Source organism: Serratia inhibens (assembly GCF_003591175.1).
GTDB classification, from domain to species: Bacteria; Pseudomonadota; Gammaproteobacteria; order Enterobacterales; family Enterobacteriaceae; genus Serratia; species Serratia inhibens.
The window spans coordinates 327,716-350,987 of record NZ_QYYG01000003.1; the positions used below are offsets into that span (position 1 = coordinate 327,716).

At 53.2% G+C, this 23,272-nt stretch carries 22 protein-coding genes and 1 tRNA gene; 9 read left to right on the forward strand and 14 right to left on the reverse strand.

From position 1 onward, the window contains the following. Window positions 1-16 precede the first annotated feature (16 nt). Together D4100_RS14410 and D4100_RS14415 are read right to left on the reverse strand one after the other, a co-directional pair. Window positions 17-310: a co-chaperone GroES gene (locus D4100_RS14410; protein ID WP_006322062.1), complete on the reverse strand. Its 294-nt coding sequence runs from the start codon at window positions 308-310 to the stop codon at window positions 17-19. A gap of 186 nt (window positions 311-496) precedes the next feature. Continuing rightward, window positions 497-988, reverse strand: coding sequence for an FxsA family protein (locus D4100_RS14415; protein ID WP_004952631.1), 492 nt, complete (start codon window positions 986-988; stop codon window positions 497-499). A gap of 345 nt (window positions 989-1,333) precedes the next feature. Here D4100_RS14415 and aspA point away from each other — a divergent pair, with 345 nt between their 5' ends. The 6 genes from aspA (at window position 1,334) to D4100_RS14450 (ending at window position 7,179) form a co-directional block, all read left to right on the forward strand. After that, complete coding sequence (gene aspA / locus D4100_RS14420; protein ID WP_006322067.1) at window positions 1,334-2,770, forward strand: aspartate ammonia-lyase; 1,437 nt, start codon at window positions 1,334-1,336, stop codon at window positions 2,768-2,770. 125 nt (window positions 2,771-2,895) lie between these two features. Beyond that, window positions 2,896-4,197 carry an anaerobic C4-dicarboxylate transporter gene (locus tag D4100_RS14425; RefSeq protein WP_119804633.1) on the forward strand — a complete coding sequence of 434 codons (1,302 nt, stop codon included), beginning with the start codon at window positions 2,896-2,898 and terminating at the stop codon, window positions 4,195-4,197. A gap of 124 nt (window positions 4,198-4,321) precedes the next feature. Further along, the gene (cutA, locus tag D4100_RS14430; RefSeq protein WP_006322071.1) at window positions 4,322-4,645 is read left to right on the forward strand and encodes a divalent cation tolerance protein CutA; all 324 of its coding nucleotides are present in this window, start codon (window positions 4,322-4,324) and stop codon (window positions 4,643-4,645) included. Further along, window positions 4,621-6,327, forward strand: a complete 1,707-nt coding sequence (locus tag D4100_RS14435; protein WP_119804634.1) for a protein-disulfide reductase DsbD — start codon at window positions 4,621-4,623, stop codon at window positions 6,325-6,327. The genes cutA and D4100_RS14435 overlap by 25 nt, the downstream gene beginning before the upstream one ends. A 40-nt stretch (window positions 6,328-6,367) precedes the next feature. Continuing rightward, window positions 6,368-6,943: a division control transcriptional repressor DicD gene (dicD, locus tag D4100_RS14440; RefSeq protein ID WP_006322075.1), complete on the forward strand. Its 576-nt coding sequence runs from the start codon at window positions 6,368-6,370 to the stop codon at window positions 6,941-6,943. A 160-nt stretch (window positions 6,944-7,103) separates the two neighbouring features. Continuing rightward, a tRNA-Phe gene (locus D4100_RS14450) sits at window positions 7,104-7,179 on the forward strand. A gap of 266 nt (window positions 7,180-7,445) precedes the next feature. Here D4100_RS14450 and D4100_RS14455 read toward each other — a convergent pair. Then, on the reverse strand, window positions 7,446-7,634 hold the full coding sequence (locus D4100_RS14455) for a hypothetical protein (protein ID WP_065505777.1): 189 nt from the start codon (window positions 7,632-7,634) through the stop codon (window positions 7,446-7,448). A 97-nt stretch (window positions 7,635-7,731) separates the two neighbouring features. Between D4100_RS14455 and D4100_RS14460 the strand changes: the two genes are divergently transcribed. Together D4100_RS14460 and D4100_RS14465 are read left to right on the forward strand one after the other, a co-directional pair. Beyond that, on the forward strand, window positions 7,732-7,935 hold the full coding sequence (locus tag D4100_RS14460) for a type 2 periplasmic-binding domain-containing protein (RefSeq protein WP_065505776.1): 204 nt from the start codon (window positions 7,732-7,734) through the stop codon (window positions 7,933-7,935). A 222-nt stretch (window positions 7,936-8,157) separates the two neighbouring features. Further along, the gene (locus D4100_RS14465; protein ID WP_119804635.1) at window positions 8,158-8,988 is read left to right on the forward strand and encodes an alpha/beta hydrolase; all 831 of its coding nucleotides are present in this window, start codon (window positions 8,158-8,160) and stop codon (window positions 8,986-8,988) included. A 15-nt stretch (window positions 8,989-9,003) separates the two neighbouring features. On the opposite strand, the gene D4100_RS14470 is transcribed toward D4100_RS14465, so the two are convergent. The 10 genes from D4100_RS14470 to D4100_RS14515 all read right to left on the reverse strand — a co-directional run bounded on the left by D4100_RS14470 (window position 9,004) and on the right by D4100_RS14515 (window position 17,709). After that, window positions 9,004-9,819, reverse strand: a complete 816-nt coding sequence (locus tag D4100_RS14470; RefSeq protein ID WP_147417754.1) for an MrpH family fimbial adhesin — start codon at window positions 9,817-9,819, stop codon at window positions 9,004-9,006. Window positions 9,820-10,106: 287 nt separating this feature from the next. Then, complete coding sequence (locus D4100_RS14475) at window positions 10,107-10,691, reverse strand: helix-turn-helix transcriptional regulator (RefSeq protein WP_065505774.1); 585 nt, start codon at window positions 10,689-10,691, stop codon at window positions 10,107-10,109. Between the two features lie 169 nt (window positions 10,692-10,860). Next, the gene (locus D4100_RS14480) at window positions 10,861-11,388 is read right to left on the reverse strand and encodes a fimbrial protein (protein ID WP_119804636.1); all 528 of its coding nucleotides are present in this window, start codon (window positions 11,386-11,388) and stop codon (window positions 10,861-10,863) included. Between the two features lie 9 nt (window positions 11,389-11,397). After that, window positions 11,398-11,877 carry a fimbrial protein gene (locus tag D4100_RS14485; protein WP_119804637.1) on the reverse strand — a complete coding sequence of 160 codons (480 nt, stop codon included), beginning with the start codon at window positions 11,875-11,877 and terminating at the stop codon, window positions 11,398-11,400. A 20-nt stretch (window positions 11,878-11,897) separates the two neighbouring features. Further along, a complete protein-coding gene (locus tag D4100_RS14490) occupies window positions 11,898-12,419 on the reverse strand; it encodes a fimbrial protein (protein ID WP_065505771.1) in 522 nt (173 codons plus the stop codon). Window positions 12,420-12,432: 13 nt separating this feature from the next. Next, window positions 12,433-13,095, reverse strand: coding sequence for a fimbrial protein (locus D4100_RS14495; RefSeq protein WP_119804638.1), 663 nt, complete (start codon window positions 13,093-13,095; stop codon window positions 12,433-12,435). A 36-nt stretch (window positions 13,096-13,131) separates the two neighbouring features. Further along, the gene (locus D4100_RS14500; RefSeq protein WP_119804639.1) at window positions 13,132-13,896 is read right to left on the reverse strand and encodes a fimbria/pilus periplasmic chaperone; all 765 of its coding nucleotides are present in this window, start codon (window positions 13,894-13,896) and stop codon (window positions 13,132-13,134) included. A 41-nt stretch (window positions 13,897-13,937) separates the two neighbouring features. Next, window positions 13,938-16,469 carry an outer membrane usher protein gene (locus D4100_RS14505; protein WP_119804640.1) on the reverse strand — a complete coding sequence of 844 codons (2,532 nt, stop codon included), beginning with the start codon at window positions 16,467-16,469 and terminating at the stop codon, window positions 13,938-13,940. 37 nt (window positions 16,470-16,506) lie between these two features. Continuing rightward, complete coding sequence (locus D4100_RS14510) at window positions 16,507-17,052, reverse strand: fimbrial protein (RefSeq protein WP_119804648.1); 546 nt, start codon at window positions 17,050-17,052, stop codon at window positions 16,507-16,509. 93 nt (window positions 17,053-17,145) lie between these two features. Further along, window positions 17,146-17,709 (reverse strand): fimbrial protein, encoded by a 564-nt coding sequence (locus D4100_RS14515; RefSeq protein ID WP_065505767.1) that lies wholly within the window; start codon window positions 17,707-17,709, stop codon window positions 17,146-17,148. Between the two features lie 406 nt (window positions 17,710-18,115). Here D4100_RS14515 and D4100_RS14520 point away from each other — a divergent pair, with 406 nt between their 5' ends. Next, window positions 18,116-18,868 (forward strand): transcriptional regulator, encoded by a 753-nt coding sequence (locus D4100_RS14520; RefSeq protein ID WP_065505766.1) that lies wholly within the window; start codon window positions 18,116-18,118, stop codon window positions 18,866-18,868. 1,137 nt (window positions 18,869-20,005) lie between these two features. Here D4100_RS14520 and D4100_RS14525 read toward each other — a convergent pair. Further along, entirely contained in the window at window positions 20,006-23,251 is a 3,246-nt protein-coding gene (locus D4100_RS14525; RefSeq protein ID WP_119804641.1) for a GLUG motif-containing protein, read from the reverse strand. Window positions 23,252-23,272 lie beyond the last annotated feature (21 nt).

Here is a 23,272-nt window from a genome sequence, read left to right on the forward strand (position 1 = left end):
GAAAGATAAAGCGTAATTACGCTTCAACAATTGCCAGAATGTCGCTTTCGGACATGATCAACACTTCTTCATTGTCGATCTTCTCTGCTTTCACGCCGTAGCCGTCGTTGAAAATCACGATATCGCCAATTTTCACATCCAGCGGTTGGATGTTGCCGCTTTCCAGAACACGTCCTTTACCCACTGCCACAACTTCACCACGAGTAGATTTACCCGCTGCAGAGCCAGTCAGAACGATGCCGCCAGCAGATTTTGATTCAACTTCTTTGCGCTTGACGATAACGCGGTCATGCAATGGACGAATACTCATTGAACGCTCTCCTGTAAGAAGGTTTCTATCAGATTTAGGGTTGCCACCGGTTTGTTATTACCGGCCTCGTGGGATTTGAAATGGGGGCATTCCATCCCCCTTCAAGGGCCCGGCCAAAAAAATTTTCGCTTTTGACGGCAATCCAGAGGGGACAAATGTGAAAAACGCGGCCGGGGCCGCGTTTTTTTAACGATCGTTACGCTTGTCATGATCGTCCGGCTGGTTTCCCAACGTATAACGATCGTCGTCCTTACGTTGAAATTCGCCATCGAAGGTGTTGCCGTTGGCGGCATCGCCGCCCTGGCTCCAACCGCCGGGACGGTAGACAGAAAGGTGTGGCATCAGTTTCAGCGTCAGCGATTTCTGCACCGGCGGCAGCAGCAGCAACAGACCAAGGAAATCGGTGAAGAACCCCGGAACCAACAGCAAGAAGCCCGCCAGCACCAGTGATACGCTTTTCACCATTTCTGCCGCCGGGCTTTCACCTGCGGCCAGTTTCTGTTGCATTTGCACGAAGGTTTTCATGCCCTGGTTGCGCACCAGAGAAATGCCGACGCAGGAGGTGAACACCACCAGCAACAGGGTTATCGCCACGCCCAATACGGCGGCGACCTTGATAAAGAGAGATATTTCGATGTAAGCCAACAGAAATATCAGCAGTAACGGTAACCAGCGCACCTGGTTCTCCTATAGTGGCGGCACGTTCCCGCACGGTGGCGGCAACGCGAAAAGGGGGGCCGGTAAACGGCCGACATGATTACAATGGGGTCATCCCGCCGCCATTTCAACCAAAGGCCTTTTTTTATTGCTAAAGTTAACAAACGTGAATGAGATCACAGAATGGGAAAAGCGTGATTCCAGAAGGCTCAGAAGGTGATCTGGATTCAGTCATTTATTACTAACCAGCATATGATCTGGGCTGCTATGGGCGCTATGGTTAATCGTTTCGCGCCTGAAGCCTTCGGCAACATGATTTGGTTATCAGACAAATAATAACTTCGGCAGCAACTAAAGAAGGTTCTCATGTCAAACAACATTCGTATCGAAGAAGACCTGTTAGGAACACGTGAAGTCCCCGCAGAAGCCTATTACGGTGTTCATACCCTGCGTGCGATTGAAAACTTCTATATCAGCAACAGCAAAATCAGCGATGTGCCCGAGTTCGTCCGTGGCATGGTGATGGTAAAAAAAGCCGCAGCGCTGGCAAATAAAGAGCTAAAAACCATTCCGCGCAAAATCGCCGATGTCATCATCCAGGCCTGTGACGAAGTGTTGGATAAAGGCAAATGCATGGACCAGTTCCCGGTCGACGTGTTCCAGGGCGGCGCAGGTACCTCGCTGAACATGAACACCAACGAAGTGCTGGCGAATATCGGTCTGGAACTGATGGGCCATCAGAAAGGTGAATATCAATATCTGAACCCTAACGATCACCTTAATAAATGCCAGTCCACCAACGACGCCTACCCTACCGGTTTCCGCATCGCGGTATACGCCTCCAACCAGAAACTGATCGACGCCATCAACCAGTTGCGTGAAGGTTTTGATCGCAAAGCGAAAGAGTTCGAAACCATTCTGAAAATGGGGCGCACCCAGTTGCAGGATGCCGTACCTATGACCCTGGGTCAGGAATTCCACGCGTTCAGCGTGCTGCTGAAAGAAGAAACCCGTAACCTGCATCGCACAGCAGAACTGCTGCTGGAAGTGAATCTGGGTGCCACGGCGATTGGTACTGCGCTGAACACGCCGGAAGGCTACCAGCACCTGGCTGTGCAAAAACTGGCGGAAGTCAGCAACCTGCCGGTAGTGCCGGCCGAAGACCTGATTGAAGCCACCTCCGACTGCGGCGCGTACGTGATGGTACACAGCGCGTTGAAACGTCTGGCGGTGAAACTGTCCAAGATTTGCAACGACCTGCGCCTGTTATCCTCAGGTCCGCGCGCCGGCCTGAACGAAATCAACCTGCCGGAATTGCAAGCGGGCTCCTCCATCATGCCGGCCAAGGTAAACCCGGTGATACCGGAAGTGGTCAATCAGGTATGTTTCAAGGTGATTGGCAACGACACTTGCGTTACCATGGCCGCCGAAGCGGGCCAGTTGCAGTTGAACGTAATGGAGCCGGTGATTGGCCAGGCGATGTTCGAGTCAATCCAGATCCTGACCAACGCCTGCTATAACCTGCTGGAAAAATGCATCAACGGCATTACCGCGAATAAAGAAGTGTGCGAGCACTACGTGTTCAATTCTATCGGTATCGTCACCTATCTGAACCCGTTCATTGGCCACCACAACGGTGACATCGTCGGGAAGATCTGCGCCGAAACCGGTAAAAGCGTACGCGAAGTGGTGCTGGAACGCGGCCTGCTGACCGAAGCCGAGCTGGATGACATCTTCTCCGTGGAGAACCTGATGCACCCGGCCTATAAAGCCAAACGCTATACGGATGAAAATGAACAATAACAGACACGCCCGGTAGCCCTAAAAGGCACGCTAAATCCTCTGGATAGCGTGCCTTTTTACTTTCTGTCGCCCACAAATTTTTAACTTTTCATTTTCAAATAATCTTATTTTAAGGAGTAGACACTATGTTAGCCGTAGAATTGGTTATCGTTCTGCTGGCCATTTTTTTAGGGGCCAGATTGGGCGGTATCGGTATCGGATTTGCAGGCGGGTTGGGGGTTTTGGCCCTCGCGCTGATTGGCGTTAAGCCGGGCAGTATCCCTTTCGACGTTATTTCCATCATCATGGCGGTGATTGCCGCAATCTCGGCCATGCAGGTGGCCGGCGGGATGGATTATCTGGTCCAGCAAACCGAAAAGCTGCTGCGCAAGAACCCCAAGCACATCACTATTCTGGCGCCGATCGTCACCTATTTCCTGACCATCTTCGCCGGCACCGGCAATATCTCGCTCTCCGCGCTGCCGGTCATCGCCGAAGTGGCGAAAGAACAAGGCATCAAGCCTTGCCGACCGCTGTCCACCGCCGTAGTGGCTGCACAGATTGCCATTACCGCCTCACCGATCTCCGCCGCCGTGGTGTACATGTCTTCGGTGATGGAAGGTCACGGCGTCAGCTATCTGCATATGCTGATGGTAGTGATGCCTTCGACCTTCTGCGCCGTGCTGTTGATGTCGTTGCTGGTATCCTGGCTGTTCGATTCCAGGCTGTCTGACGATCCGGTTTACCTGAAACGTCTGGAAGAAGGCCTGATCACCCTGCGCGGCAACAAGGCGATAGACATTAAACCGCGCGCCAAAGCCTCGGTGCTGCTGTTCCTGCTGGGCGTGGTCTGCGTGGTGGCCTACGCCATCATCAACAGCCCGGGCCTTGGGCTGGTGGCAAAACCCTTGATGAACACCACCAATGCCATTTTGATCATCATGCTGAGCGTCGCTACCCTGACCACTCTGCTGTGCCGGGTCGATACCGATATGGTGCTCAACTCCAGCACCTTTAAGGCCGGCATGAGCGCCTGTATCTGTATTCTGGGCGTGGCCTGGCTGGGCGATACCTTCGTGCAGGCCAACATTGACTGGATCAAAGAAACCGCAGGCGCGGTGATCCAATCTCATCCATGGCTGCTGGCGGTAATTTTCTTCTTCTGTTCGGCGCTGCTGTACTCGCAGGCCGCCACCGCCAAGGCGCTGATGCCGATGGCGCTAGCGCTGAACGTCTCGCCGCTGACCGCCATCGCGTCCTTCGCCGCCGTTTCCGGCCTGTTTATTCTGCCCACTTACCCAACGCTGGTCGCGGCGGTGCAGATGGACGATACCGGCACCACGCGCATCGGGCGTTTCGTGTTTAACCACCCGTTCTTTATCCCCGGCACCATCGGGGTGGTATTGGCGGTGCTGTTTGGCTTCCTGCTGGGCAGCGTGCTGTTGTAACGTTTTTACCGGGGCTGCGGCCCCGGTTTCCCCTGACGTCCCCCCGTTGGCGATAAACTCGCCTTCTAGCCAACTCTCCTTCAAGGTATAGTGCCCCCTGATAATCTGGATGAGAGGGCCGAAAATGTCTGATTGCGAAGCTGTCGTCATACTCTGCACTGCGCCCGATGAGGCCACCGCGCAAGACCTGGCAGCCCGGGTTTTGGGGGAAAAGCTGGCAGCCTGCGCCACATTGCTGCCCGGTGCGACATCGCTCTATTACTGGGAAGGGAAACTGGAACAGGAATACGAAGTGCAGATGTTGTTCAAAAGCGACCGCCGCCATCAAGACGCCCTGCTCAACACCCTGAAACAACATCACCCGTATCAAACGCCCGAGCTGTTGGTGCTGCCGGTGATGGCTGGAGATAAAGACTACCTGTTATGGATCAACGCCTCATTAAAGTAATATTCCTGCTCTGCAGCCTGTTTTTTTTGCCGCAGGCGGCTCAGGCATCCTTGTTCGGCCAAAGCGGCGGCAGCCAGTTCGTGCCTGTCGATCAGGCATTCGCCTTTGACTTTAAGCAACAGGACCACCAACTGGCCCTGAGCTGGCAAATCCGCCCCGGTTACTACCTTTATCGTCAGCAGATCAAGCTGGTACCGCAGCAGGCAACGCTAGGCACCTTTGCGTTGCCCGAAGGACTGAGCCACAAGGATGAGTTCTTCGGTGAAGTCGCTATTTTCAAGCAACAGCTCGCTCTGAACATTCCACTGCAACAGGCGGCCCACGGCGCCAGCCTGAGCGTAACCTATCAGGGCTGCGCGGAAGCCGGTTTCTGCTACCCGCCTGAAACGCGAGTGATCCCACTGGATGCGGTGAGCGCCGCCGCAGCGCCACCCGTTGCCGTGCCAACGGAACCCACGCCAGCCAACCTGCCGTTTTCGCCGCTTTGGGCCCTGTTGATCGGTATTGGCATTGCCTTCACACCCTGCGTGCTGCCGATGTACCCGCTGATTTCTGGCATCATTCTGGGCCGCGAAAAACCGCACGGCAGCGGGCGCATTCTGGCGCTGGCGGTGGTTTACGTACAGGGTATGGCACTCACCTATACCCTGCTCGGCCTGGTCGTCGCGGCCGCCGGGCTGCAGTTCCAGGCGGCGTTGCAGCATCCGTACGTGCTGATCGGCCTGTCGGTGCTGTTTATCGCGCTGGCGCTGTCGATGTTTGGCCTGTATTCGCTGCAGCTGCCCTCTTCGCTGCAAACGCGGCTGGCGGGCTGGAGCAACACCCAAAAGGGCGGCTCGCTGCCTGGCGTGTTCCTGATGGGCGCGCTGGCCGGGTTAATTTGCTCGCCCTGCACCACCGCGCCGCTGAGCGCCATCCTGCTTTACATCGCCCAGAGCGGCAATATGTGGGCCGGCGGCGGCACCTTGTATCTCTACGCGTTGGGAATGGGCATCCCGCTGGTGCTGGTAACCCTGTTCGGCAATCGCCTGCTGCCCCGCAGCGGGCCGTGGATGCAGTATGTAAAAGAAGCCTTCGGCTTTGTGATCCTGGCGCTGCCGGTATTCCTGTTGGAGCGGGTGCTCGGCGACCTGTGGGGGCTGCGGATGTGGAGCCTGCTCGGCCTGACCTTCTTCGGCTGGGCGTTCGCCCTGAGCCTGAAAACTTCACGCGGTTGGACGCGCGTATTGCAAATGTTGCTGCTGGCGGCGGCGGTGATCGCCGCAAGGCCGCTGCAGGATTGGGCCTTTGGCACCGACAATGCGCAGCAGGCTGCAGTGCCGCACCTGAACTTCGCGCGGATTAATAACGTCGAACAACTCAACCTGGCACTGCAGCAGGCACAAGGCAAGCCAGTGATGCTGGATCTGTACGCCGACTGGTGCGTCGCTTGCAAGGAGTTCGAGAAATATACTTTCAGCGACGCGGCGGTTCAGGCTAAGCTGGCTAACGTGGTATTACTACAGGCGGACGTCACCGCCAACAATGCTGAACAGGTGGCGCTGCTCAAGCACCTGCAAGTGCTCGGATTGCCGACCATTCTGTTCTTTAACGGCGCCGGACAAGAGCTGACGACCCAACGAGTAACCGGATTTATGGATGCGCCGACGTTTGGCGCGCATTTGCAGAAAGTAGTGCAGTAAACGACACTGTGGATCAGAACTGAATTTGGAGGGAGCACAAGTGCAACGTGAACATGTTCTTGATACGGCACTGGGGCTGTTGGAACAACAGGGCCTGGCGACCACCACGCTGGAAATGCTGGCGGACAAACTCGAGGTGCAGCCCAGCGATCTCAAACGGTTTTGGCCGGATCGCGAAGCACTGCTGTATGACAGCCTGCGCTACCACGGCCAGCAAATCGACACCTGGCGCCGCCAACTGCTGCTGGATGAAACCCTGAGCCCGCAGCAAAAACTGCTGGCGCGCTATGACATTTTGGCAGAATACGTCCAGCACGATCGTTATCCCGGTTGCCTGTTTATCGCCGCCTGCAGCTTCTTCCCGGAAACGGATCACCCGATACACCAATTGGCGGAGCAGCAGAAGCTGACATCGCTGGAGCTGACCCGCGACCTGTTGCGCCAAATGGACGCCGACGATGCCGATATGGTGGCGCAGCAAATGGAGCTGATTCAGGAAGGTTGCCTGAGCAAACTGCTGGTAAAACGCCAACTCCAGGATGTATCGGTCGCCAAACGGCTGGCGGAAGATATCTTGCAGGTGGCGCAGTGCCGCAGAAACGGCGCTTTAGGCTGATTGAACGGCGAAAGGCTCGGCTGCCGAGGCACTTTCGCAACCAAAACGGGCGTACTTTTGCGCTCCTTGCCTGAAAAGTCAGCAACCGAATGCTTTTTCAGGTATTTCACGCATAAAGCCGTTGACGGCCCCCGGCCAATACGGTTTAATGCTGCGCGTTGCCCGGATAGCTCAGTCGGTAGAGCAGGGGATTGAAAATCCCCGTGTCCTTGGTTCGATTCCGAGTCCGGGCACCATATTTAGAGAACCCAGCCTATGGCTGGGTTTTTGCTTTTCAGGGATAGGACTCTCCATCGAACAAGTTCGATTATTCGGCCGAAGGCCTCACCCTGCGGGCCAACGCTGAAGCGTTGTTCAACTCGGCGCAAGCGCCGGTTGTCCGAGTCCGGGCACCACATTTAGAAGAACCCGCCTATGGCGGGTTTTTTGCTTTTCGGGGTATGGACTCTTCATCGAACCAAATTCGTGCCGAGTATCTTCCCAATGGCAGTGCCATTAAATTTCAGGATGCCGCCAGGCGTGGATTGACGAAAAACAGGCAGACGGCCGCCAACAGCGACGGCAGGGCGAAAGCCATAAAGTTTTGCTGTAGCGTCAACTCCATATCAATCAACAAACCGCCAATGAACGGCCCCAGAATAGCGCCAATGCGGCCAACACCCAGACCCCATCCAAGGCCCGTTGAGGTCATTGCCCGGGGTAAAAACAGGCGACATAAGAGCTCATCGCTATTTGCGTACCAATGATGCTTGTACCGGCAATGGTCCCCAGGTGCAGGGGAAGGCATCGTGCCGGTCCCTCACTGCCTGCACAGCCTGAAGCGCCCGGGCGTGGTCTACAACGCATTGGACGAGCGGCATCGGGTTTATCCCATCATCATGAGCACCCGGCTGCTGGATGAATCTGAAGACATCGGAACACTACAGCGGATGATCTACGCTCTGTATGACGAACAAGGCATTATCTGCATGAGGCCAGGACAGCTGCATTGAAATTACCCCTTCTTAATATATAATTTAAAATGATACTTTAAGTTTGAAAATTAAAATAACGAATGAATTACTTTAATAATAGAGGAAGATAAAAACTTCTCCCCTTCAGCACCATCTATCAATACGCAAAAACAACATCTTTTGCCTAAGGTAATTATCCTGATGGCCTTAGGATAGCTGAAACGCGAAGGTAAATTAACACAACCATCAGGAGAATAAATTATGGGATTACAATATCAAGCAATAAATCGCACTGAATTAGACAAAGCTTACAATAACACCCAGGCGATAGATAACTTCCCTGAGGTTTACGCTAATTTCCAGAAAAGAAGTCAACACACATATTCAACCCTGGCCTGCACGCGCGATATTTTTTATCATGATAAAGAAAGAACTCGCCTGGACTTTTTTGACTGTGGTATCAACGGCGCACCGACATTGATCTTTATTCATGGCGGATATTGGCAGAACTGCACAAAAGAGGACTTTGCCTTTATTGCCGAAGGTCCAATAAAAAACGGCGTTAACGTTATTTTAGTGGAATACACCCTGGCACCAGAGGCATCCATGACGCAGATAGTGGGGGAAATAGGCATAATGCTTGATTTCTTACGCCACAACGCATCGCGCTTTAAACTGAGCGAGGGGAAAGTTTGCCTGTCCGGGCATTCCGCCGGCGGGCATTTGACGGCATTGCACTCCTGGCATCCTTTAATTTCTCATGCCATGCCGATCAGCGCGCTGGTTGATTTACGCCCTATCAGCCTGTGTTGGTTAAATGACAAACTGCAACTGACAGAGCTGGAGATAGAATCATTCAGCCCCGTTCAGCTCACGGCTGGCAACGTGCCCACCCAAGTCTGCGTGGGTGGCGGCGAGTTACCGGAATTGATCGAACACTCCAGACTGTATTACCAACATTTACTGGATAGCCATATCCCTGCGGAATACCTTGCCGTCGAAGGAAAGAACCATTTCTCCCTTCTGGAGCAGCTCAGTTCCGACAACGGGGCGGTAACCCAGGCGCTGCTTCATCTGTTGAGCACGGAATAACCAAATCCCGGCGGATCAGGGTAGTGCCAATATCGCTACGGCGCTACCCTGGAAAGGGCCTGGGGGGACGTCACCCACTTTTCTTAATACTGAGCTGATCTGCACCACGGCCCCCGACGGGCCGGCCTGCAGAGCGATGCCATTCTTGGCAGGTTGTTCATTAAGCAGCAGGTTGGAGTACAAACTGCCATCGCTGCGTAATTGCACCCCGCCATCGCCCTCATTGATATACAGCAGTATGTTGGTCGTATTGGTACAGGTTACCGCCAGCGCGCTGGATACCTTATTATTATTTAGGTTGTCTTCTTCCAGGATGCCATGATCCAGATTAATCTGTGGCATCACAATATTGCAGGTGTTTTGCTCTTCCGGTGGGATGGCGCATATTGATGAAGGCAATCTATTGAAGGTGTTCGGCACCCACCAGGAGCCGGATATATTATAAAAAAGCCCGACACATCCGCTACCGCCAAAAATATTGAAATAATCAAACTTTCCACTTCTCGGTATACCTACGTACTGTTTAAAATTTCCGCCAAGTTCACCAACAGTCACTGAGTTCAACACCCAAGAATATTTATTGGCACTCCAAGTCCCATCAGCATCAGAGGTAAGACCTGCAGTATTATGACTACTGGTAATCAGTATTGCGCAACGTGAGTTTTGATAACATGGATTTGGGGTCATATCATCGACATCCCAACCCAAAAGGTCATAATAGAATTTTCCTATAAAAAATGTCCCCACCCTTTTAGTGACCTGAAAATAAATGCTGGCATTGGAAAACCCTGACCAAAGCATTAAAAAAACAAAAGCTAATGATAATTTCATACCTGATATGACCTATAACTAAAAAACCAGCAACTCATTTGAATATAAAAAACAAATGAAACAGTTTTTACTATGAGAGCATCAACGCCGAAAAATACCCTTTTTATTACAATGAAACCCTAGCATTTTTTTCTTTGACAGCCTAAAGTGCATAAAAAATGAAAAGACACTCATAACGATCAACATTAAAATCACTGCCAGACTCATAAAAGTATACATGGACATATTTCCTCCTGGAGAAACTCATTCCTTGATTGCAATATAATTAAACATTTGGTCCAGACATATCACTCTCTGCGCATCAGCCAATTAATAAAGTCATGTTTTCGGTTCAGATCCATTTTTCGCATCGCCGACTGCTTATGCGTATTCACAGTTTTCACGCTGAGCTGCATGCATTCGGCCGTCTCCGTCTGAGAAATTCCCTCTCGCAGATAATGCAAAACCTCCAGCTCACGCCGGGTTAATTGGCTGCTGGTACATAATGCACAATGGCTCCTGAACCGGATTTTCGGATTTGCCGCCAATGCACGGTCCAACATGCTATAAATAGCAAGCGGCCCTTCGGAACGATAGAATGTTCCAGCTTCTCGCTGGCAGGTCGTGAGATTATTTTGATAACGACTCTTTTTTTTTCTGATAGAAAAAAATAACGTATTACCGGTAGCGGCTGAGGCAACATGGCAATAACGTGCTCTCCTGGACTCGGGCGCATCAGCAAAAACCAGATCGGCCGGGACTGCCGCTGAATGGGATGAGACAAAAATCACGCTCTGCCCTTTTTGATGAAAATAATCCCGCAGAACGTATTTTATACCCTCGGAAAAATAGTTATCCCTATCGCAAATAGCGACAGTCAGGGTGTTTTTCATATTCACTCCTTTGTATTAATCCATGTTAACTTGGCGAACAGTGAATCTTATAATCAACATTTAATCTTTAGCCCAGGCACGAGCTCCCTGCGTAAATAGCAGCACCGTTTTACGCCATCATTATTGCGACAGACATTTCCGATTCCGATGGTGCATATTAATAAAAAGATTACTCATAGCGTAATGTAAAAGTTGCAATAGCCGAGAATGTACCCAACTTGATATTTTTATTGGCAAGTGCGCTCGGCTCACCCTGTATATAAGCCTGCATGGCAAAAATATTGGTGCCACTCGCCAATAGATTGTTCTGGCCCCACGTATTTAGAAGTAAGGGGAGCCCCTGCGGCGTCTCAAAACCTACGGCAACTCCCTGTGCCTGGCTGCCGGCATCCAGCGCCAATAGGCCAGGCAACGCCAGGCTCTCGGTACCGCTAAAAACGATCTGCACCGCTTTACCTATACTGATGTCGCAATCCGCCAGGCGCAGTTGAAATGGCTTGCTGAGCGTGCGCTGGTTTTGGTACAGGTATTTATCTATCACCGTGCCAAAATCCAGCTCCACGTTTTCATCGCCCGGCAACAAGGTGCAAGGCTCCGCTACCAGTGCACCGTGCAACTTCATATTATCCACCGCACTCGCCTGCATGTTGATCGCCCCTGCCAACAGGCCAATAAGCATGATTTTTGTTATGCGCATCGCCTTATCCTATTGGTAGTCCGCCAGCAGCGTCGCCGTCACCGTAAAGGCACCGGCCTTCAGTTCCACACCCTGCTTTTTCACCGGCACCGCCTGTAAGACAGGTGGGTTAGCCGCATCAATATTGATACGCTGGTTTAGTACGAAGGGCTGCCCATTCTGCAACAGACGGATCCCAAGATCGGTGATGTTGGTCTGCAGCGCTGCGCTGTCAAAGCCCGTCGCGTTACCGGTCAATTTCAGCCCCATCGCCATGCCGCTAATGCCCGACTCGCAGGTAATGCGGTAGTTCACCGTCTGTATATAGTTCTGCCCATCGACCTTCCTCACCCCGACCCTATCGCCAAAATCTACGTCAACCAGCTCACCATTATTGATAATGCAGGGTGGGGGTTCATTTAGCGCGCCATAAAAAATCGTATTAATTTCAGCCCGTAACGGCATGCACCCCAGCAGCAACGCAGCGGAGAAACAGCGCGGCGATATCATTTTTCTACTCCCGTTTCCGCTCACTGATAGTCCACCATCAAGGTAGCCCCAGCGCTGAAATCGCCCACCTTAAGCACGCCGCCGTCCCTTTTCACCGGTACTGCCTGCAACAGCGGCTTGTTGGGGTAAGTGAAATTCAACCAATTGTTGATCGGCATCGGCTGACCGTTGGCGCGCAATTCAACCCCCAGATCGGCCTGTTCGGTCTGCAGTGCGCTGTTGTTAAACGCCGTGGCGTTACCCTGGAACTTCATTTTGATCGCATTGGAGGTGTTGTTTTTACAGGTCAGCGTATAGTCCAGCGTTTTCATATAGCGGCTGCCATCCACCCGGGTAGTCACCAGATCGTTGCCAAAGTTAACCTCTATTATCTGATTACCATTAATCACGCAGGATAGGGGGGCAATAACGGTGCCGGAAATATTAATGGTGGTGACTGCATCGCTATCGGTACAGAACGCCGCTACCGCAAGCAGCAACAGGGTAACCAATACCGGTTTCCCCTTTACAGGTCGGTTTTCTACCCGCTTTATGATGCGCATCGCCCGCCCCTTATCAGTCATAACTCAACCGAAAGTCCATCGCAGCCGAATAAGCCCCCGCTATCAGCGGCGCGCGGGTACGTTCCGGCGCAACGTGATATGCCAGCGTGTTCTGCCCTGGCGTCAGCAGCAGCGGTTGCTCACGGCTGCCCAGCCGCACATCCTGCCCCAGCGAGTCGGTCAGGCGCAGCGCCAGCCCAGAGACACCCTGCACCTTCACCAATTGCGGATTGTTAACGTCCGCCGGGGCGCTGAAGCTTACCGTCACCGCCGGCTGATTCGCCGCCCAGGTCAGCGCGCCGGTGCGGCTGTCGCGGCTGCCCGCCGGGCTGCGCAGGCAATCCTGCAACCGCAGCTCAAACCCCACCGGCGTGCCCCGGTCACCGACGTTTTGCAACCGGCCGGTGCCGGTTTCACCCAGTTGGATGTCCTGCCGCGCGCTGCCCATCTCCAGCCGACAGGCGCTCTCGGTCAAGGCACCGCGCACCTGCAGCACACCGTTGTCACCGTCGATATACCCGTTATCCACCGCCTGCCCGCGGGCAGTCGGCAGCAACAGCAGCAGGGTGCCGAGCGTGATGGGGGCCATCAGCGCCAATGCGCCCAGAGTGCCGTAGTACCGCCAGTCGCAGTAACCCGGCAGGTGTTGACTCAATTTCTTGCTTATCCGTTGCATTGTTCTTCCTCCTGCTCACCTGCCCTGATGACGGCGTTATGACTTGTCTTTCTCCGGCGCCACCTGGCAAGTTCCGCCGCTGCAGTTAAAGACCAACGGCGGACGGCCGCCGTAGTCGTTGATGTAGATCAGTACCGGGCTACTACCGAGTGCAGCGGCGCTGACGCCCAATGAGGCAGTGCCCTTCGGCGGCACCATCAGCGGCTCAAAACCTTTCACCCCTTCCGCGCCTTTTTTGCTGCCGGCATCCACAATCGTGATGTAGTACGGCGTCGGGTTATTTACCTGGTACTTGTCGCCCTGCTTGCTCAGTGTCAGCTTCTCCTGCCACGGCGTGGCCATCTCTGCCTGGGTCGGGGTGATTGCCGCCGGGCGGTAGAACAGCTTGATGCGCGTCTGCAGTGCTATCTGCAGGGTGTTCGGCTTGTCGCTCTTCGGCGGGATTTCCCGCAGGTTGAAGTAGTACAGCGTCTCGCGGTCCTGCGGCAGCAGCTTGGCCGCCGGCAGCGCCTGGATTTTCACCTGGCTCGGCTTGCCCGGCTCCACGCGCTGAACCGGCGGCAGGACCACCAGCGGGCTCTGGATTTTGGTACTCTGTTCATCTTCCAGCCAGGCCTGCGCCAGGTACGGCAGTTGCTTGTTCTGGTTGCTGATGTTCAGGCTCACCGAGTTCTGGCCACCGTCAAAAATCACCCGGGTGCGGTCCAGCGCTATCGCCGCCTGCGCCTGCGGGGCCAGCAATGCGCCCAACAGGGCGGCGGTGGTCAGGCAGGAGTTATTGATGACAAAATGCGTTTTCATAAAAAGTCTCTCTTGCTGATTCAAATAGGGTATCTGCACTATTACGCATCGGTCTCGTCCGTCTGCAGCGCCTGGCACGGCAACAACAGGTTGCTCAGCGTGCTGTCCGGCAGCATTTTCGGCAGGCTGATGGTGCACTGCGCCGCGCCGCTCCAGTGCACCGTCATTCGGTCACCGGCCTGGAGGCCGCTCAGATAGACGTTGCCGCCGTCGTTCACTATCCCTGTTTCCTGCTTGTTGGCGTTCATCACCGTGGCACCGAACGGCGGTGTGCTGCCGTCCGCCAGGGTGATCACCGCCATCGCCTTCTCCCCGGCGATCACGTCAAATTTCCGGTAGCCAATCGCCCCTTCGGTCAGAGTGGCCTGCACCACCGACTTGCTGGCCTCGGCATTGTCACCCAGTTTGTTCAGATCAATGCTGGCCTGGTTGCGGTAGTAGCTGCTCACGTCCGCCACCACCGCCTTGCCGAACCTGTTGGTGTTGCTGGTGCTGCCGTAGCCGCGCACCGGTACACCGGCCACACCGCCGGTATCCAGCAACAGACGGGTACTGCCCGGCATGCCGATACGGTGCAGCGCGCCGCCCTGTGGTGTTAATGTGGCACCGCCCTGGGCGGAGAAGCCCAGCGCGCTATAGCTGCCTTCCTGGTAGCCTGCGTTGGCACTCACCTGGGCGATATCCCCCTGGTGGTTGTAATAACCGCTCAGGTTGGTGCCGCCGCGTGAGTGGCCCGCGCTCAGCTGGTAGTTGCTGTGCTCATCCAACCGGTCATAAATCCCCACCCGGTGAGTGGTGTCGTTACGGTTCACCGAGGTGTTGTAACTGACGCTGGCGCCGTTACCCCAGGGCATCGACAGCGACAGGTACATGCCATCGTCATTGCTGCCGTTGTATTTATTGCGGAACCCGGACAGCGACAGGCTCAGGTTCTTGAAGCGGCCGATGTCGAAGTAGCGCGACATCGTCAGGCTGTAACGGTCATTCACCGGCCGATCCCAGTAGGTCTGGTGGTCGTAGTTCAGATACAGACTGACCCCCGCATCCCGGAACTGCTGGTTGAAGGTGATGGTGTACATCTCCTTGCTGCCACCGACCCGGTTGCCGTAATAGCGCGCATCCAGGTACTCGCTCATGCTCATGAAGTCCTGTTCCGAGAAGCGGTAGCCGGCGAAGGTCACCTGGCTGTCCAGCTCATCAAAGCTCTTCGAGTAGCTCAGGCGGTACGAGGCGCCGCTCAGCGTGCCGTCCTGCTGCGATAAACGCACCCGCGACTGGGTGACGTCAAACGACAATGCGCCCAGCGCCATCAGGTCGCGGCCGATACCCAACGACGCCGCGTTGTAATCGCCACCGCCCAGTGCACCGCCGTACAGCGACCAGCCATTGCTCACTCCCCAGGAAAACTCCCCGGTGCCGAACAGTGGGCCGTTGGTACGGTGCTGCCAGTCCGACGGCCGGCCGGCGGCAAACTTGTAGCGCACTGAACCGGGCCGGGTCAGGTACGGAATGCTGGCGGTGTTCATGGTGAACGTCTGCACGCTGCCGTCCTGCTCTTCCACCCGCACGTCCAGCTCGCCGGATACGGCATCGTTGATATCCTGAATGCGGAACGGCCCCGCCGCCACCTGGGTCTCGTAAATCACCCGGCCCTGCTGGCTGACCGTCACCTTGGCGTTGGTCTTCGCCACCCCCACCACTTCCGGTGCATAACCGCGCAGGTTCGGCGGCAACATATTGTCGTCCGACACCAGGCTGGCGCCGGTAAAACGGAAGCTGTCGAACAGGCCGGAATTGAGGTAATCCTCCCCCAGCATCAGCTTTGAGCGCAGCGACGGCAGCGCGCGGTAGAGGTAGTAGCGGCTCCAGTCCAGTTGCTGGTCGGTACCCCACCCACTGCCGGTCTGGCGGTTAAACTGCCCCTGCCAGTCGGCACGCAGCCGCCAGGTCCCCAGATTGGCGCCGGTGGTACCGTTACCGCTCAGGCTGTAGCTCTGCGAGCCGTCACGCTGCTGCCGCTGGGTCTGGCCGTTGAGGTTGTAATCAAACAGCAACCCCGCAATGCCCTCGTCCCAGCGTGACGGCGGGTCCCAATCCGGCGAAGAATATTCCAGATAGGCCTGCGGAATACTCAGGTACAGCGCCGCAGTCGCCAGGTCGCCGCGGGCTTCCATGCCCTTCAGGCTGGCGATGTCCAGGCATTCGTCCTGGTGCCACCAGCGCAGCACTTTCAGTGCGTCGGCCTTCAGCCCCAGTTGCTCCACCAGGGCCGGTGAAAGGCAGGCCTGGCTGCCCTTCGTATCATCGTCCGGCGGATAGAAAGGGACGTTCTGCTCCGGCAGCTCATTTTTATTGATGTGTACCGTCAGGCTGTAGGTGCCCGGCATCATATAACCGCTGCGCGAAAACTGACTCAGGTCGATATTTTTTCGGTCGTTCACATCCAGCACATCGGTATTAAACTGAATACCCTTATCGGCATAACCCGACGGCGCGGCAGAACTTATCGCCAGACAAATACATACCCTCAACAGCCGAATAGGAGATTGCTTCCCGGCAGGAAAAAACACCATAACCCTCTACCCTGTTATTTAATAATTTTTATCCGCATCAGTAATAATCCAGCTTGAAGCGTACGGCGGAGGAATAGGCCCCGGCCCGCAATGACTGGTTATTGCTTACCAGCCGCAGGGCATAATTCAGCTGCATGGCCCTTAATGAAATATCACCGAGCGGTAAAGGCTTCCCTGGTGTGGCAATATTTCCCTGTCCGTCGGCAATTTGCAGGGCAATGCCCTTTGCTTTGCCCTGCACGCCAAATAATTCTCCATCCGCTTCACCGTCGAAGGTCACCTGAAAATGTCGCCAGTCCGGTAATTTATTATTGGACCGAGTTAATACGCAGTTGATTAACTCAATGGAGAAGGGTTTGGTTATCCCCTGGCCATCCCGAATAATATCGGCAATCGGCACAGTCTCCATATCAATAACCTGTTCGCGACTGCCGGCGGTAATGGCACAGGCGGTATCGATAATGGTCCCTTGCATATTGACGCGTCCCCAGCCCTGAGTCTGGCGTGCAGCCTGAGCACTGCTAATAGATAACAACAGAGTCAATATGAAAGGGGGCATTACTTTCCCAGGAAAGTGACTCATTGAATATTCCCTATTCACAAACTTGTCTTCCGGCAATAAAGCATGCGGGCAGCCCGTGCCCCGCATGCTTTATTCATTTCACCACGGCAGGGCTTATTGATAAGCCAGAGTAAAGTCCGCCACGGACTGGAATTCGCCCGGGACCACCACGGCATCTTTATCTATGCTGCCCTTCAGATAAGCGGAGAAGCTCAGAGTGTTGCCACCGTTGCTCAGCGTCTGCGCACTTGACGCTTTACCGAGTTCGATCAGGCTACCGGAACCATCGGTAATAGCGATACCTGCACCTTTAGCGGTACCAGTAATACCCAGTAACGTCGAGTCAGAAACAGACGAGGCACCACTAAAGGTAATGGAGATGGCGTTATTTTTCCCTACCACAGGCGTGCCCGATCCTGCGCTTACTTCACAGTTTTCCAATTTAATCTGGAAGTTTTTCGGCGTGGAGTTGCCGCCGTCTTTCAATACCACATTAGATATCTGGCCCAGATTGACGGTCTGGTCTACAGATTCAGGTGTAATAGAACAAGGGGCTTCCGTAATTGCGCCTTTAAAGGTCACGGTACCGTGACCCTGATCTTTAACTGCGGCGTTAGCCATCATGGAAGTTGCGCTAAAAGCCAGTACTGCTGCCATCATGATTTTGTTCAATTTCATAAAAACCCTTTACATTCCTTTATAAGAAGAGGATATCGATAATAAATTCCAAGCGAGTTAAAAAGCAGAGATAGATTTTTATTTACTAGCCTGTTTGTTGTTTCCGGCCATTCGTTGCCAGCCATACTAATCTACCCTAACCGGACAAAACTCAAAATATTATGTCGATAAAATAATAAAATACAGGATTTATACGAAAAAATTAAATATAAAATAGATTTTTAACCTAATATATATATAATATATATATCAAATTATCAAATGGTAAAGCTCCAGTTAGCTATTATCGGCTAATAAAGCACAAAAATAAGGATAATTCTTATTGCATACCCAGTTGGGGGATTGAAAAAAAATCATCTCGATAGCAAAATCAGTTCTCGACAGGAAAGTTGAAGGGTTAAACAACATGATTTTTATTATTAATGGTAACATCAGTTATAATGAGCAGGCAGGCACACTGCATAATGTTAGCGATCCAGATAATAGCATTCCCTTGCTTAAACCCACCGGCAGGCTGTTATCCCTGTTTGTCAGGAATAACAACATACTAATCACTCGTGAACAGCTACTTAATGACGTATGGGAGGACTATGGTCTTAAGGCTTCAAACAATAACTTAAACAATTATATCTCTGGATTAAGAAAATCATTGGCTCAGCTTGGCGAGGAGGAACTGTTAATCACCTATCCGCGGCAAGGTTTTAAGTTTTTAGCCAAGAGTATTCACTGTAATGAGATCGTTTCGTCATCAGAAAACTCTAACGATATCGTTAAATTTGATGGTTACCACCTACAGAGAGAAAAAAAGAGAAGTGTATTGATCAGAGGTGGCCCTTGGCAAATACTGGCATTGTGCATCATTACATGCCTGGCGTTATTGAGTTTCGGCCTGTTTTATAAAAGCCATGCTCAGATTAGCATTACTAATCTGGGGAGTTATCAAAAATGCAAGATATATTCTATAAAAAATGGGAAGATTACCTCGCAAGAAATGGAAAGCATGATCCAGCATGCCCATTACAATTGCAATGTGGACGCAAATATTTACTACTACAGCAATATGGAGGACAAAAATCTTAACACTAACGCGCCGCTACTTACCTATTGCCCATTGGATAAATTAAAACCCTGCAAGAACACGTATATTACAAGAAAATGATAATAACTTGACCGCAAGGTCCTTAGCAAACTGCCAAAGGAAATCGGTGATTTTACACCTTCGGAAAATAAATTTAGAAGCTGATGCAAGTAATGATAGAGAGCGACTTTTTAACACTGCCCATCTGTCTCTGCCTCTATCTCCTTAACCGCAGACTTACTATTATGCGGTTAAGGAGCAGGATTTTATCGGACTTTGGTGAAAACAAAGAACGGGGAGTTATTCTCAGAAAAAAGATAACTGCCGTCGTTGACCTTCTCGATTTTTATAAAGCTATTTTACCCCCCTCCAGGCATCACCCGATTCGCTTCTTCCCCTGTACATTATCTCTTGGGTGGCGAGTTATCTTCTTGTTCTGGAGGTAGTATTGATCATTTTCATAGACATACTCTACGGTTAATAACCGGGATACCGTATACTTCTCCCCCCTTGTATTACCTGGCCATCCAGAATGGCATTGACTTTATTCCAGCTGAAAGGCACTACGCTTACCATCAACATAGTGTCTATTCACCCTTCCTTCGTATAGTTCACTGTCTTGGTGGCAATAATATCTGTCTCACCGAGGGAAGACAGCATTTTCCGGAGCATCGAAATATAGTTGTTAAGATTATTATTTGAAGTCGTTTATCCGTGAGCGGCCCATACATGGGTCAAAATATAATCACGTGTCAACACTGTGTTATTGTTTCTTACCAAAAGAGGCAACCGCCGATTCAAGGCTCCAGTGAGCCCCACCGGTTCTACATTGTCATTAATAACCTCTAACAACGATATATCATCATGAAAATCATGTCTTTTATTGATTATAGATTTCATTTTTATGACTCTGAAATCCAAAGTGGACTTATCAATTCCTCCCGTCAATCCTACGAGAGTAGCCAGTGGTATATCATTTAATTACAAACACATAGGAATGAGAAAATCTTAACAAGGAGAATAAAATGAACACACCATCAACTTAACATCATGATATGTAAACAAATAATATCAATTTTTGCATCATTGATGTTTGGGAGTGCGGGGAGAATGAGGATACATGCGAGGGGTGTAATGCTGAGTGAGGGATAAAAAATACCCCCCATCAGCCATAAACCAATGAGGGGCCGTGGCAGATAATGTATCCGCCGTTTAAGGCTACTTAATAGAACCTGGGCGGTGGTTTATCCCCGCCAGCGGGAGGTTTTCAGCGGAACCCGAGACTTTATTACCAATCAAGTCCCCCAGGTTCACCCCAACCAGGCTACCGACCTGCTGACCAGCGCTATAAGGCAAGGGAGCCGCTACCCCAGTAAACGCCGAATTAGCAATTTTCCCGGTATTCATACCCGTCAGGCCGCCGATAAACGCCCAACTGCCCCCCATTAAACGACCGGAAGCCGTTGAATCGAAGATACTCGCATCATTTTTGCCCGCGAGGCCGCCAACGCGGCTGTTTCTTCCGCCACTGACATTACCTGAAGCCTTAGCCTGACGGATATCCGCCGCACGGAAATTATGAATGCCCACCAAACCGCCGACATGGCTTTCTACCCCGCCACTGACATTACCAAACGCGCTTACCTGAGATAAGGCACCGTTGTTCTCGCCAACCAGGCCGCCGCCATAGCTTTTGTTACCCGCCTGGACGGTCACGCGTGATTCCGCGTTGCTGATAGTGCCTTGTAAATGCGCCCCGACCAATCCGCCAACCCGGCTATTTTCACCGCCAGTGGCGCTCCCTTGCACAACGGCATTAGTGATATCACCCCCCGCATTCTTACCTATCAGGCCGCCAACCAGGGCACTGTTCCCTCCTTTAACCGTACTATTGGCGGTCACATTGACCACTTTTCCGGCCTCCTGGACACCAATCAGGCCACCAATGGCGCTGCCGTTCCCGGCAGAAACCCCACCCTCGGAGTTAAGACCCGTGACATCGCCTTTATTACGGCCGATTACCCCGCCAACCTGGCTATCAGCCCCACCGACCGTCATTCCCTTAGTGCTCACACCCGCAATAATACCGTTTTCGTTAGCGCCAATCAGGCCGCCAATGGCACCTTTGTTGCCCCCGATGACGCTATTTTCAGCTTGCGCATTCCTGATCTCGCCATCGCTGTTAAAGCCCACTAATCCACCCAATTGAGCAGCGGCCAGATCTTGGACATCGCCACTGGCTTTCACATTTTGTAGTTTGCCTTGCGCATTCCAGCCTACTACACCACCGAGCGCCAGCGCGCCATAACCGTTCACCTTACCCGCAGCAGAGGCATCGACAACGTTACCGTTATTCAACCCAACCAGGCCACCGACATAACCGTCTTTCCCCGTGGTCACATTACCGAGTGCTACAGCATTCTTTATCACAGCCGGTGCGGTATTGAGACCAACCAAACCGCCAACGCTCAGGCCGTTGGCGGTAGCCTTGACATTCCCCTTGCTGATGACATTAACGATCGAACCGCCGTCATTTTTACCCACAAGGCCGCCAACGCCGCCATAATAAGCACTGTCTTGCATAGCCCCTGATACCTCGACATCGGCCTGGCTATTGCTCACATTGGCTCCGCTGCCAAAACTGGTGCCAACCAAGCCGCCAATGGAAGAGGTTTCACGATGGCCAATCACTTTACCCGATGCCGAAACATTGGCCAGCGTGCCATAGTTCCACCCCACCAATCCGCCGACGTCTCTGCCACCACGGACCAGGATATTGCTGGCCTTAACGTTGGAGATTTCACCGAAATTCAACCCGGTTAAACCTCCGACAAAGTCACCACCGCCGCTGCCGATAACGGTCAGCGAATCCAGCTTCAGGTTGCTGATACGCCCGGATGAATAGCTGAATAACCCCACGAAAGGCCCACTGTCAGAAATGGATAATCCCTTGACTGTGTTGCCAAGGCCATCAAAGACGCCGGTAAACATATTGCTGCCGCCAATGGCGTTAATTCTGCTGCCATTGGTAATATCTGTACCCAAGACATAACGACCGTTCATATTGCCGTCAATAGCTTGCAGTTGCTGTAGATTCTGTACTACCTGATAGCCTTCGCCATTGGCGCTGAACGCGGCGTTGGCACCGGACAGCGTCACCGCCGCGTCGTTATTCAGTGCATAACCGGTCTTGTGGTTCAGTTCCAGCCCTGCACCCGCACCTGTGGCCTTCAGCGGAGCGTTGATCTTGACGCTCGCACGTTCGGAGGTCAGTGACAGTTTATTGCCGCTCTGCCAGGCCACCGATCCTGAGACAGCCACATCACCCTGGGTACTGGTCAGCGCCACGTTGTTGTTCGCCAGGCCATTGGCCAGCGTTGCGGCATTCAGGGTGCCGTTGTCGGCAACGTTCACCTCGGCAGCTGCGATTTTCCAACCGCCGGTTTTGCCGCCGGCCGCACGGGTGGTGACCTGCACCGCAGGTTGTACCGTCACGCGTGCGCCTCGGGTTTCGATCATGCCGCCATTGCCCACTGCCGCGCTGGCATCGAGCGTACCCGCCACGTTCACCACGCCGTTGTTGCCACCATCCAGCACAATCCGCCCCGCCTGATTGCTCAGCGTGGTAGCGGTAATGGCTCCCTGGTTATTCACCACGGTCTGCAACACATCGCCTGCCGCTTTGGCGGTCATCAGCACCTGGCCGCCCTCGGCCTTCAGCAAGCCGCCGTTCTGCGCCAGCGCATTCACCGCTGCGCCGTCTACCTGCAGGTTCAACAGTTTGTTGCCGTCGAAATTCAGCGTGATGTCATCGCCCGCGCCCAGTGCGATGCTGCCCATCTGCGCCTGAATCACACCCTGGTTGTTGACGCGGGCGCCAAGCAGCGCCACGCTGCCGGTCTGGGCGGCGGTCAGGGTACCGTCATTACGCACTTCCGCCTGAGATTTGCCGACGAAGCGGTTTTTGCCCGCCAGGAAATCGGCATTGCTGATGTCACGCGTCGAAGCCACCAGCCCCCCCACGTTCACCTGGGCATTCTTACCGAACACCACGCCGTTCGGGTTCACCAGGAACACCTTGCCGTTGGCGTCGATTTTCCCCTGGATATCGCTGCCGTTGACGCCCATCACACGGTTCAGCGCCACCGAATTGCTGCCCGGCTGATGGAAGGTTACGCTTTCGTTGCTGCCGACGTTGAAACCGTCCCACTGCGTGATCAACTTGTCGCTTTGCTGATTGATGGTCATTTGTTGGCCGTTAGTGGAGACAGAGCCCTGACCGGAAACGATATTCTGCCCGGTCGGCAGGGCGTAAGCCGGCTCCAGCGACACCAGGCCCAGCAGCGACAGCGCTACCGCCAGGCGGCGTTTGCTGCTGCGTTTGCCGCGACGGCTGGAGTTTTCGCTGACCACGTTCCAGCATTCCTGTGCAGGATTCCATACTAATGCATAGATTTTATTCATGATTTTATTTCCTTATTGATA